Source organism: Mesorhizobium sp. M0292 (genome assembly GCF_040321695.1).
GTDB lineage: Bacteria > Pseudomonadota > Alphaproteobacteria > Rhizobiales > Rhizobiaceae > Mesorhizobium.
The window spans coordinates 310,070-321,918 of sequence record NZ_JAMYSB010000006.1 but is presented as its reverse complement, the minus strand read 5'-3'; the positions used below and the strand labels follow the sequence as shown (position 1 = coordinate 321,918).

Genomic DNA, 11,849 nt, shown 5'->3' with positions numbered 1-11,849 from the left:
ATGTACGCAGTCAACTACCACCGCGCCGCCTCGGTCGCCGACGCCGCCAAGCTGGTGAAGAGCGGCGACGCCAGGCTTTTGTCAGGCGGCATGACGCTGATCCCGGCGATGAAGACGCGGCTCGCCGCACCCTCCGACCTGATCGACCTGTCGCGGATCAAGGAACTGCAAGGCGTCAAGGTGTCGGGCAAGACCGTCACCATCGGCGCCGCCACAACCCATTACGACGTCGCCAATGACGAGAAGCTGCGGAAGGCCTGTCCGGCGCTTGCGCACCTTGCGTCGGTGATTGGCGATCCGGCGGTGCGCCACAAGGGCACGATCGGCGGCTCGGTCGCCAACAACGACCCAGCCGCCGATTATCCGGCGGCGCTCTTGGCGCTGGGCGCCACCATCGTCACCAACAAGCGCGAGATTTCAGCCGCGAAATTCTTCACCGGCCTGTTCGAAACGGCGCTGAAAGAAGGCGAGATCATCACCGCGGTGAGTTTTGCCGCGCCGGCCAAGGCTGCTTACGAAAAATTCCGCAACCCGGCCTCGCGCTATGCGATTGTCGGCGTGTTCGTGGCCAAGGGCAAGGACGGGGTCAGCGTTGCCGTTGCCGGTGCCGGCGATGACGGCGTGTTCCGCTCGAAGGAGATCGAAGCCGCACTGGCGAAGAATTTTGCCGCATCGGCGCTCGACGGCGTGAAAGTGCCGGCGAAGAATTTGATGACCGACCTCCACGCTTCGGCCGAATACCGTGCCAATTTGATCGCCGTGATGGCCAAGCGCGCGGTGGCGGCAGCCAACGCCTGACATCATAAAGCTACTGACAAGGAAAGGGGCCATCGCGGCCCCTTTGTTCGTCTGCGGCGGGCTGTAACTGCCCAGTCCTTGCGGGTTCGCTGCCACGCGCAAATCCGTTGTTTCAGGTAATTCCCGTGCAAGAACAGGCGCATACTTCCCAAGGGACTGCCTAGCCCCATTCTCGCACTTGCACAATCTGATATTGCACTGCAATATGTATAGCTTGGCGGAACACGGGGTGGATTCTGCGCGCGGCGGTGTGAGCTGCGCCAAGATCTTGCGTCGTAGAGGATCGGCATGGCCGACATCTCCGCAGCGTCTGTTGCCCTGCCGCGGGCCACAGCCGACAAAGCAGCCAGAGCAAGACTGGCCTATCTCGATGGCTGGCGCGGGCTTTCGATCGCACTGGTGCTGATCGGCCATTTCTTCCCCGTTCCCGGGATCAATCTCGGCGTGCTCGGCGTCGAGTTCTTCTTCGTGCTCTCAGGCCGGCTGATGGGCGAGATACTGTTCATCGAACGCTTTCCGCTGAAAAAATTCTTCAAGCGTCGCTTTTCGCGCATCTATCCCGCGCTGCTGGTGTTCGTGACATCAGCCATGATCGGGCTCTCCGGCACCTTTATCGGCTTCAAATGGAAGGCGGCGCTGACGGCGCTGACATTCACCTACAACTATGCCGGAATTCTCATCACCCGCGCCGGCGCGCTCGACCACATCTGGTCGCTATGCGTAGAGGAGCATGCCTACATCATCCTGGCGCTGATCAGCGTGGTGGTGACCGGGCGGGGTAATGTCGTTCGGCTGCTGGTGACGCTGTCGCTGCTGGCGATGGCCAATGGCGCCATTTCGTACTGGGCACTCGGCATAGATTACGAGCACAGCTATTGGCGCACCGATGTGCATATCGCCTCGATCCTGCTGTCGGCATCGATCTGCCTGCTCAAGCACGATGACCGGCTGCCGGCATTCCTGACGAGCCCCTATGTCAGCCTCGTGTCGGCGGCGGCGGCTATATTGCTGTTCCTCGATCCGGTGCCGACGCCGATCCATTACCTACTGGCGGTGCCGTTGCTGGCGCTTGCCGTCAATACGCTGGACACCAGCAACTGGCATCTTACCGGCCTGCTTTCATCCAGGCCGATGGTGATGATCGGGCTATGGTCGTACTCGCTCTATCTCTGGCAACAGCCCTTCTACAAATTCGTCGCCAAGCAGGGCAGTGCGCCGATCCCGATGCTGGCGGCTGTCTTCGCCTGTGCACTATGCAGCTATTATCTGGTCGAGAAGCCCGCGCGGGCCTGGCTGAACCGGAATTGGTGACAGGCGGGCCACCAAGGGCCTGTGGCGCCCAGCGATGTGTCAGCCCGCGATCTGCCTGAGGTAGTAGCGCACGGTCTTCTGGCCGCCATGGATCGCCGCTTCGCCGACCTCGCCGAAGCCAAGCGCCGCATGGAAGGCGTCCGAAGCCGGATTGGGCGGTTCGACATTGACCTCGCAGGTGACGATGCTGTGGCCCGCGCGGGCGACTTCCCCGAACAGATCCTCGTAGAGCCGGCGGGCATGGCCGCGGCCGCGTGCTTGCGCCGCGACGACGACACGGTCGACATAGACGAAACGTGGATAGCGCTCGCGGAACCAGAGGAAATTCGGGCTGTCGTAGGCCGCATTTTGGTCGAAGGTCATGATGAAGGCTTCGAGCGCGCCGATGCGCCTGACGTAAAACGCTTCGCCAAGCAGGAAAGACAGCCGTTCGGGCTCGAGCCATGACAGTTCGGCGGCGTGCTCATTGTTGAGTGCGAGGATGGCCGCTTCGTCCTGAGGCGAGACACGGCTGATCGGCGACGGCCCAGTCACGGCTTCGCTCATCATGCTCTGGCCGCCGCAATCGTCGCGGCAACCAGCGCCCCATCGGTGACTGTGGTGCGGTATTCGCGGTCCAGATCGGCGCCGCCCATGCCGACTTGCGGGTTGCGGTAGGCCATGGCGCTCGGTACGTCCTTGAGCGCGGCGAAATGCAGTTCCGTCAGCCCGGTTGATGCCAGCACCCCGGCGATGTTTTCGGGCTCCAGCGCGCCGCAGCCGAGGATGATGATGCGGCCGTCGGCCTGGCGGACGAGATCCGCCAACAGGCCGGCGCCTTCCACCGCGGTGTCCCTCTGGCCGCTGGTCAGCACGCGGCCGACCTTGCAGCGGATCAGCGCTTCCAGCGCCTCGGCCGGGTCGCGCGTCATGTCGAAGGCGCGGTGGCAGGTGACGGCGAGCGGACAGGCGGCATCGACCAGTGCGCCCATGCGGGTTTCATCGATGGTGCCGTCGGCATTGAGGCAACCGACGACGACACCGGCGACGCCGAGGTCACGAAGCGCTGCGACATCGGCGAGCATCGAGCTGTATTCGGCCTCGCTGTAGAGGAAATCGCCGCCGCGCGGCCGCACGATGACATGGAAGGGAATTGTCGCGCTCTCGAGTGCGGCGCGCACCGTGCCGAGGCTGGGCGTGATGCCGCCTTCGACCAGGCTGGCGCAGAGCTCGACCCGGTCGGCGCCGGCGGCCTGCGCGGCCAGCAGTCCATCGATGCCTTCGACGCAGATTTCGATCAGGGGGCGAGCATTTCCGGCCAAGGGGCGATCCTTCATGATTGCATGACGGCCAGCCCTAGCATCGGCTCGGTTGGTGGGGAAGCCGGAACAGCCCGTCGCTGCTTGGGCCAGCCCGGCAACCCTGCCTAGGTCCGTAGCGAGAGATCTATTGTTTCTGCAGCACCGTGTTCTTGGCGCCTTGTTCGGCCTGGTCGATGACCAGCAGCTTGACCGGGGCGTCGCCGATGTTGGTGGCCTGGTGCCATTGGCCGATCATCTCGATGATGAAATCGCCCGTCTTGTAGGTGTTGCTGTTGCCGGTCTCGACATTCGTCACTTTGAGTGTCCCGGCCTCGACATAGGCGTAGCGGGCAAACGGGTGCTTGTGCACCGGCAGAGTGGCGCCGACCGCAATGTCATAGGTTGAAACCAGGACCTGGACATTTTTCTGCGGCAGCACGATCGGCTGACCGGACGCCGTCTGGCTGCGATCGGCAAGCGGCGTGACGACAACCGGCGGGATGGTACTGTCCAGCGCCCGAGCGGGGTTTGCAGATAGCGCTGCCGCGAACAGCAGCATCGATGCCAGGATCTTTCGCATGGTTCCTCCAGGTTTTACCGCCACCGCGCGGCGCGACGCCAAGGTTCTAACTCTCGTCAGTTACTGGAGACACAACGTCATCCGCCGGTGCCGTCGTCCATCATCGTATTCGTGAGCGCTTCATAGATGTTGCTGCATACCTGGGACCGCGGACAGTGTTTTACGATGAATACCGGCACGACAGTCAGTGCGGCGGCGATCAGGATTTGCAGGAAGAGAGGAGCAGGCTCGAAGCGTTTGCCAAACAAGGCTCGGCAAGCGAAGTAGAGACTTTGAGCCAGGCATGCCCAGACAAGGCCATGTAACAGCGTGCTCGTTGCTCGGGCATAGGGCGTTATGTATCCGTCGGGAAAGCCGACCATGCCAAGGTCGACGAGCCACTGCAGAGCCAGAACGCAGGACAGGCATGCCCACAGAAAGAGCGCCACGCGGGTAACCAAAACTCTGCTGCGATCCACGCTCATGTGCGATCCAAGCACAACTGCGCTCGGCCTTCCAGAGCGGCTGCTGCGTGGCTTGGAGTGTGGCCTATTTCAGAGTGCGCAGCGTGATCGAATAGCGGTGCCCGGCGACCGGCGGAATGCTGTGCTCCCACTCGTGGCGCGCCGGGCCGTCAATGAGATAGACAGATCTCGGCTGAACCTCGATCGTCTCGCGATCCCATTTCGAGCCGTTTTTTCGGCGCAGCCGAAAGCTGCAGGGCGCCAGCAGCGAGACGCCGGCGACGAGATCGAAATGCGGCTTGTCGCGATGCCAACCTATGCCCGCGCCCGGCCGATACTCGTTGATGAGCACTTGCGCGAATTCCGTGGCCTGCCTGCCGGCAAAATCCGCGACCTTGTCGCGAAGCGGCAGCAGGAATTTCGGGATGGGCGGCGCTTCGACGACCTGGCGCCGGTCGTAGTCGTAGCGCCAGCCGAAGCCGGCGACCTGCCGGTTGGCAAGGTGGCCGTGGAAATCGAACGGCTTGAAGGACAGTTCATTGAGGTGACGGACCAGTTCCGCCTCTTCGTCCGTTGTGATCAGGCTAGGCCGGTAAGAAAATCCTTCCGGCAGCGTGTCGGCCGCGCCGAAGAGATCGCCCGGGCTGGCATACGCTGTTGTACTGGATTTCGTCTGTGCCATCTGACGGAGAGATAGGAAGCCTCGCCACCCGGGCAAGATTTTCGGCGTTGTGGTGCGCCTCCCTGTCGGAACCTCCGCATCGTTGCGGCATTACGCATGTTCGAAGCAGGATTTGGAGAAGATTTGGGGACGAAGCGGGATTTTCGACATGCCGTCCACTGCCATCCGCAATACCCACTACGACCCGTCGACGAAAATCCTCTCGGTCTGGTTCGTCCCGAGCGGAGCCCGCTACGACTACGAGGAGGTCGAGCCCGAGACCTACGCGGCGTTCCGCGCCGCCTTCTCGAAAGGGCAATTTTTCAACGAGTTCGTGCGCGATCGCTACCGGTTTCACCTGGTTGAAGAAGGGCGTCCGCGAGCAACCGGGTTCTGAAGGTGCGGTGATCCGTATAAGGTCGCGAACCCCAATTGCTTTTCGAATTGACTTGTTTCAACCTGCTTTGTGGGGACGGACAATGCCGTGGTCGAGATGGCCGTAACATTGGGGGAGGCAGCTTTTGAAATGCATATTGATTATACTCGGCGTGGTAGGTGTCCTGTCTTCCGCTGCGTCTGCAAAAGATAATCGACAACACATCGACCCTGCCTATCAAAAAAACATCAACTATCTGGCCGGGCTGTCCGACGCCCAGTTGAAATTGGTCGTAACATGGTCAGCTAACGTCATCGCCGTTACGACGCGATGCCCGGCGCTGCAGCTGACTCCAGACGGAAAATCCAAAATAACGGCGATATACATCTTGTACGATGTGCAAGATAAACACCTGATACCCAATCCCCCCGAATTCAAGAGAGCCATCAGGTTTTATGAAGGCGCTTACCGCACGGCGGCGCAACGCACGGACAGCTGTCGGGCGGAGAAAGCCAAGGACTCGGGAAGCTACCGGTAAATAGTTGTCGGCATGATCGACTAGAAGTGATTTGGCTCGCCGGAACCCCGGCGAAGCGCGAATTCTCTATAGCCCCTTCGCCAAATCGCCGTGAGAACTCACGGCCCGAAAACGCGACCGGACCGCGCGGACGCGCTTCGCCTTGCTGGTGACGCCCCCACCGTCACTTCGCAACCGAGCCCCCGAGAAAATGGACCTGGAGGCTTCTAGCGCGGGCATCGATTGTCTGGAAAGGCAACGGCGCTCTGGCTTGGTTGAATTATCGGCCGCCACCGCGGAAATCGTGCGGACGGAAGCCAAACGGCGACTGCATAGCCGCTCATCAAAGCCCTGTTCAACTCCTCAATTCGTGGTAAGGTGATTATACCAGTTAATAACATGACGATCGGCGCGGCCGTCGTTCAAAGCGGGAGTAGGGATAGATGACGACGATTGCGCTGTTCGGTGCCGGCGGCAAAATGGGTTACCGCCTGTCGACCAATTTTCGCGGATCGCCCTACACGGTACGCCATGTCGAGGTCAGCGAGGCCGGCCGCGATCGGCTGAAGACCGGACTGGGCTTTGACGCGGTCAGTGCCGATGCGGCGCTGGACGGGGCGGATATCGTCATCCTGGCCGTTCCCGACACGCATATCGGCAAGGTGGCGGCTGATATCGAGAGCAAGCTCGCGCCTGGCACGATGGTGATAGTGCTCGACGCGGCCGCACCCTTCGCCGGCCATCTGCCCAACCGGCCGGACCTGACCTATTTCGTCACCCATCCCTGTCATCCGCCGATCTTCAACGACGAGACCGACATGGCGGCCAAGAAGGATTATTTTGGCGGCGTCAAGGCCAAGCAGCATATGGTCAGCGCGCTGATGCAGGGGCCGGAAGCGGACTACGCCAAGGGCGAGGCGGTCGCAAAAATCATCTGGGCGCCGGTCATGCGCTCGCACCGTGTCACCGTCGAACAGATGGCGCTGCTGGAGCCCGGTCTATCGGAGACGGTGTGCGCGTCACTGCTTGTCGTCATGAAGGAAGCCGTCGACGAGGTCGTCGCGCGAGGCGTCGACCAACAGGCGGCGCTCGATTTCCTGCTCGGCCACATGAACGTGCTCGGCGCCGTGATTTTCGGCGAGACCAAGGGCGTATTCTCGGATGCCTGCAACAAGGCGATCGAATTCGGCAAGCCGGTGCTGATGCGCGACGACTGGAAGCGGGTGTTCGAGCCGGAAGAGATCGCCGCGAGCATTCGGCGCATTACCTGAGACAGGCCGAGTCGGGGGGCTTGCCGGAGCGCCTCGATGGCTCGACACACCCGCCATGACGCCCAGATGTTTTTGCTCGGTGGGCACACGTCACCTCAATTCATGATTGACTCATCATACCAGTTGGCTTAGCTGTTGATGGCTTGAGCAAGGGTCCGCGGGAAGTACGAAGCCTGGGCGAGTGGAGGGACGGCGGGGGAGCAGCGATCGTTTGGGAAGCCGGCAACGGCATTTCAGCCCGAACCGATCGGCGGCCCGCGCTGCGCGACGAATTCGAATGCAGAGGCCTTGATTGATCAAGGCAATTTTTCAAACGGGAGGACATCATGAAACTCACACGCAGAATGACACTTGCGGCGTTCGCCGGCATGCTGGCGCTTGGCACGGCGGTACCCGCCTATGCGGCCGACCTCATTGCCATCATCACGCCCTCGCACGACAATCCGTTCTTCAAGGCGGAAGCCGTCGGCGCCGAAGCCAAGGCCAAGGAACTCGGCTACGAAGCGCTTGTGCTCGTCCATGACGACGATGCCAACAAGCAATCCGAATTGATCGATACGGCGATCGGTCGCGGCGCCAAGGCGATCATCCTCGACAATGCCGGCGCCGACGCCACTGTCGCTGCCGTGCAGAAGGCCAAGGACGCAGGCGTGCCGTCGTTCCTGATCGATCGCGAGATCAACGCCACCGGCGTCGCCGTGGCTCAGATCGTCTCCAACAACTACCAGGGCGCCCAGCTCGGCGCGCAGGAGTTCGTCAAGCTGATGGGCGAGAAGGGCAATTTCGTCGAGCTGGTCGGCAAGGAATCCGATACCAATGCCGGCATTCGCTCGAAGGGCTATCACGACGTCATCGACGATTATCCGGATCTGAAGATGGTCGCCCAGCAGTCGGCAAACTGGAGCCAGACGGAAGCGTATTCCAAGATGGAATCGATCCTCCAGGCCAACCCGGATATCAAGGGCGTCATCTCCGGCAACGACACGATGGCGATGGGCGCCTATGCGGCGCTGGTCGCGGCAAACCGCAAGGACGTCATCGTCGTCGGCTTCGACGGGTCGAATGACGTGCGCGACTCCATCACCGCGGGCGGCATCAAGGCAACCGTGCTGCAGCCGGCTTATGCGCAGGCGCAGATGGCGGTCGAGCAGGCCAACGACTTCATCAAGAACAAGAAGTCGCCGGCCAAGGAAAAGCAGTTGATGGACTGCGTCCTGGTCAATGGCGACAATGCTTCCAAGCTGGAAACTTTTGCGCTTACCAACTGAGCCGGCGTGACATGAATAGCGAGGGGCGACCCAAGGGTCGTCCCTCGTCGCCATTTTCCGTGGGTACTGATCACCATGCTCAACAAGCCATCATGCTGAACAACAAGCCGACCTGGCCGATCCTTGCCGTGATACTCGGCATCAGCTTGACCGCCTGCAAGATCCTCCCGACCGCCTCGGGGGACAGCGGCAATGCCGCCGTCTTCAACCCGGACAAGATGGTCGAGGAGATATGGGCGGCGAAGGTCGTGCCTTACCTCCAGCAGAAAGCCGGGCCGTTTGTGCAAGTCCACGCTCTGGCAAAAACCGATCCTGCTTCCGCCGGCGCCAAATATGGCAATCCGAACAAGCAGGCGAATTCGCCCTGGACCTTCGCGGTTCGCGTCGAGGGCAAGATCATCGCCGCCAACACGCAGTCGCGGGCAGCGACCATTGATGTCGATGTCGACGGCGACGGCAAGGCCGATGCGCGGGTGCAAATCGGACCGGCGATGCGGGGAACCGCGCTGCGCGACAGCCTCGATTTCATCCAGTTCAACGATTTTACCAATCAGATCGACTTTGCCCAGTTCGGCAAGGCGTTCAACGCCTATGCCGTCAAGGTCCTGTTTGCCAAACTGCCGCGTGACGCGCTGGAAGGCCGGACCGCCAAGGTTCTCGGCGCCTATACGCTCGAGAGCGGCCAGGACCTGCCGCTGGTGACGCCGGCGGAGGCAGAAATCGGGCGGAAGCCATGAGCGCTGCGGTTGCTCACGATGTCGTCTTGAAGCTGGAGGACGTCTCCAAGGTCTATTCCGGCACCGTCGCGGTCAAGCGCGCGAATTTCGAGGTGCGCAAGGGCGCGGTCAATGTGCTGGTCGGCGAAAACGGCGCCGGCAAATCGACGCTGATGAAGATCATCGCCGGCGTCGAACAGCCGACGCTCGGCCGGATCCTCCTGGAAGGGGAGGAGGTCTCCTTCTCGTCATCGGGCGACGCGGTGAACCGCGGCATCGGCATGGTGTTCCAGGAGCTGAACCTGTTTGGCAATATGACCGTCGCCGAGAACATCTTCGCCACGCGCGAGATCACCAACCGGTTCCGCAAGATCGACCGCAAGGAGCAGGAGCGTCGCGCGGCGCAATTTCTCGAACGCCTGCAGGCCGGGATAAGGCCCGACATGCTGGTCGAGGATCTGCGCATCGGCCAGCAGCAGCTGGTCGAGATCGCCAAGGCGGTTTCGCTCGATGCGCGCATCCTGATCATGGACGAGCCGACCTCGGCGCTCAGTGCGGCGGAAGTCGAGATCCTGTTCAAGGTGATCGCCGACCTCAAGGCGCGCGGCGTGGCGATCGTCTACATCTCGCACCGGCTGGAAGAGCTGATCCGCATCGGCGACTACATCACGGTGCTGCGCGATGGGCACATCACCGGCCAGGAGGAGATGAAAAACGTCGACACCCGGTGGATCGTGCGGCAGATGATCGGCTCCGACGCCAAGGATTTCGCCAAGGCCGACGGCCATGTTCCCGGCGAAGAGATATTCCGCGCCGAGGACATCTGCCTGCCGCGCGCCACCGGCGGGCTGGCGGTCGATCACGTCTCGCTGTCGCTGCGCGCCGGCGAGATCCTCGGCATATACGGCCTGATGGGCGCTGGGCGGAGCGAGCTGTTCGACTGCATCATGGGCCGCCATGGCCAGGCGACCGGCGCGATCTTCATCGCCGGCAAAAAGGTCAAGGAGCGCGACACGACGCGGCGTATCCGGCGCGGGCTGGCGCTGATCCCCGAAGACCGCCAACGCGAAGGGCTGGTGTCGATCCTCTCCGTCGCCAGCAATCTGACGCTGGCCAGCCTGTCGCGCTTTGTCCGCCTGTTCCACATCAGTGGCGGCCAGGAGAAGCAGGCGGTGACGCAGATGGTGCGGGAACTGGCGATCAAGGTTGCCGACCCGGCGCAGGAGGTCTCGTCGCTGTCGGGCGGCAACCAGCAAAAGGTGGTGATCGGCAAGGCGCTGCTCACCGGGCCGAAGGTGCTGCTGATGGACGAGCCGAGCCGCGGCATCGATGTCGGCGCCAAGGCCGACGTCTTCCGCACCATGCGCAAACTGTCGCGCGATGGGCTCGGTATTCTGTTCGCCACCTCCGATCTCGATGAGGTGATGGCGCTGTCCGACCGGATCGCGGTGATGAGCAATGGAAAACTGACCGGCATGTTCGATCGCGCCGAGGCGACGGAGGCAGCCCTTGTCGCCGCCTCGGCACTTGGCCACGGACCGGCCCCGCACACGGAGAACCCATGACTGACATCCCGGCCAAGGCGGCTGTCTCCTCCGTTTCGAGCGGCTCGCTGCTGCTGACGCTGATGAAGGCGAGGACCTTCATCGCGCTGATCGCCGTCTTGATCTTCTTCTCGATCGCGGCGCCGAATTTCCTGTCGACCGCCAACCTGATCCTGATGTCGAAACATGTGGCGCTGAACGCCTTCCTCGCCATGGGCATGACCTTCGTCATCATCACCGGCGGCATCGACCTGTCGGTCGGCTCGATCGTCGGCCTGTGCGGCATGGTCGCCGGCTACCTCGTGCTGAACGGCATCGACCTGCAATTCGGCTACACTATCTATTTCAACGTCGTCGAGATCGCGCTGATCACGCTGGCGGTTGGCATCCTGATCGGCGCCGTCAACGGATTGCTGATCACCAGGCTGAACGTCGCGCCGTTCATCGCCACGCTTGGCGTGCTCTATGTCGCGCGCGGCCTGGCGTTGCTGTCGTCGGACGGCCGCACCTTCCCCAACCTGGTCGGCAAGCCGGAGCTTGGCACCACCGGGTTTGGTTTCCTCGGCGCCGGGCGGCTGCTCGGCCTGCCGGTGGCGATCTGGATCCTGATCGTCGTTGCGCTGGCGGCGGCATATCTCGCCAAATACACGCCGCTCGGCCGCCACATCTTCGCCGTCGGCGGCAATGAACGGGCGTCGCGAATTTCGGGCGTTCGTGTCAACGTGGTGAAAATGTTCGTCTACATGTTCTCCGGCTTTTGCGCGGCGATCGTCGGTTTGATCATCTCGTCCGAACTGATGGCCTCGCACCCGGCAACGGGCGAAAGTTTCGAGCTCAACGCCATCGCGGCGGCAGTGCTCGGCGGCACCTCGATGTCAGGTGGGCGCGGCACGATCGGCGGCACCATTGTCGGCGCCTTCGTCATCGGCATTCTTTCGGACGGGTTGGTGATGATGGGCGTGAGTTCCTTCTGGCAGATGGTGATCAAGGGCCTTGTCATCATCGTCGCCGTCGTCGTCGACCAGGCGCAGCGCCGGCTGCAGAGCCGGGTGACGTTGATGCAGATGGCAAAGGCAGGCTGAGC

Annotated in this window: 14 protein-coding genes; 9 read left to right on the top strand and 5 right to left on the bottom strand. The window is 62.2% G+C overall.

What is annotated here, in order from left to right; genetic code table 11:
- Both NKI96_RS12680 and NKI96_RS12675 read left to right on the top strand, forming a co-directional pair.
- Positions 1 to 798 (top strand): FAD binding domain-containing protein, encoded by a 798-nt coding sequence (locus NKI96_RS12680; protein ID WP_352804636.1) that lies wholly within the window; start codon positions 1 to 3, stop codon positions 796 to 798.
- Positions 799 to 1,086: 288 nt separating this feature from the next.
- On the top strand, positions 1,087 to 2,109 hold the full coding sequence (locus NKI96_RS12675; protein ID WP_352804633.1) for an acyltransferase family protein: 1,023 nt from the start codon (positions 1,087 to 1,089) through the stop codon (positions 2,107 to 2,109).
- A 39-nt stretch (positions 2,110 to 2,148) separates the two neighbouring features.
- Here the strand turns inward: NKI96_RS12675 and NKI96_RS12670 are convergent, their stop codons facing one another.
- The 5 genes from NKI96_RS12670 to NKI96_RS12650 form a co-directional block, all read right to left on the bottom strand.
- Entirely contained in the window at positions 2,149 to 2,655 is a 507-nt protein-coding gene (locus tag NKI96_RS12670) for a GNAT family N-acetyltransferase (protein WP_352763571.1), read from the bottom strand.
- Positions 2,655 to 3,425 (bottom strand): copper homeostasis protein CutC, encoded by a 771-nt coding sequence (locus NKI96_RS12665; RefSeq protein WP_502900260.1) that lies wholly within the window; start codon positions 3,423 to 3,425, stop codon positions 2,655 to 2,657. Before NKI96_RS12665 ends, NKI96_RS12670 begins: the two co-directional genes overlap by 1 nt.
- A gap of 109 nt (positions 3,426 to 3,534) precedes the next feature.
- Positions 3,535 to 3,969, bottom strand: coding sequence for a cupin domain-containing protein (locus NKI96_RS12660; RefSeq protein WP_023730736.1), 435 nt, complete (start codon positions 3,967 to 3,969; stop codon positions 3,535 to 3,537).
- A 77-nt stretch (positions 3,970 to 4,046) separates the two neighbouring features.
- A complete protein-coding gene (locus tag NKI96_RS12655) occupies positions 4,047 to 4,433 on the bottom strand; it encodes a hypothetical protein (protein WP_023733716.1) in 387 nt (128 codons plus the stop codon).
- Positions 4,434 to 4,497: 64 nt separating this feature from the next.
- Positions 4,498 to 5,094 (bottom strand): alpha-ketoglutarate-dependent dioxygenase AlkB, encoded by a 597-nt coding sequence (locus NKI96_RS12650; protein ID WP_352804626.1) that lies wholly within the window; start codon positions 5,092 to 5,094, stop codon positions 4,498 to 4,500.
- 148 nt (positions 5,095 to 5,242) lie between these two features.
- On the opposite strand from NKI96_RS12650, the gene NKI96_RS12645 reads away from it, so the two are divergent.
- The 7 genes from NKI96_RS12645 to NKI96_RS12615 all read left to right on the top strand — a co-directional run bounded on the left by NKI96_RS12645 (position 5,243) and on the right by NKI96_RS12615 (position 11,847).
- Entirely contained in the window at positions 5,243 to 5,470 is a 228-nt protein-coding gene (locus NKI96_RS12645) for a KTSC domain-containing protein (RefSeq protein ID WP_023691072.1), read from the top strand.
- 136 nt (positions 5,471 to 5,606) lie between these two features.
- On the top strand, positions 5,607 to 5,987 hold the full coding sequence (locus tag NKI96_RS12640) for a hypothetical protein (RefSeq protein ID WP_352804623.1): 381 nt from the start codon (positions 5,607 to 5,609) through the stop codon (positions 5,985 to 5,987).
- Between the two features lie 422 nt (positions 5,988 to 6,409).
- Complete coding sequence (locus tag NKI96_RS12635; RefSeq protein WP_023697644.1) at positions 6,410 to 7,237, top strand: phosphogluconate dehydrogenase C-terminal domain-containing protein; 828 nt, start codon at positions 6,410 to 6,412, stop codon at positions 7,235 to 7,237.
- A gap of 326 nt (positions 7,238 to 7,563) precedes the next feature.
- Complete coding sequence (locus tag NKI96_RS12630; RefSeq protein WP_352652032.1) at positions 7,564 to 8,505, top strand: D-ribose ABC transporter substrate-binding protein; 942 nt, start codon at positions 7,564 to 7,566, stop codon at positions 8,503 to 8,505.
- A gap of 92 nt (positions 8,506 to 8,597) precedes the next feature.
- Entirely contained in the window at positions 8,598 to 9,242 is a 645-nt protein-coding gene (locus NKI96_RS12625; protein ID WP_352804620.1) for a DUF2291 family protein, read from the top strand.
- On the top strand, positions 9,239 to 10,786 hold the full coding sequence (locus NKI96_RS12620) for a sugar ABC transporter ATP-binding protein (protein ID WP_023730742.1): 1,548 nt from the start codon (positions 9,239 to 9,241) through the stop codon (positions 10,784 to 10,786). Before NKI96_RS12625 ends, NKI96_RS12620 begins: the two co-directional genes overlap by 4 nt.
- Positions 10,783 to 11,847, top strand: a complete 1,065-nt coding sequence (locus tag NKI96_RS12615; protein WP_023741526.1) for an ABC transporter permease — start codon at positions 10,783 to 10,785, stop codon at positions 11,845 to 11,847. The genes NKI96_RS12620 and NKI96_RS12615 overlap by 4 nt, the downstream gene beginning before the upstream one ends.
- Positions 11,848 to 11,849: the final 2 nt, after the last annotated feature.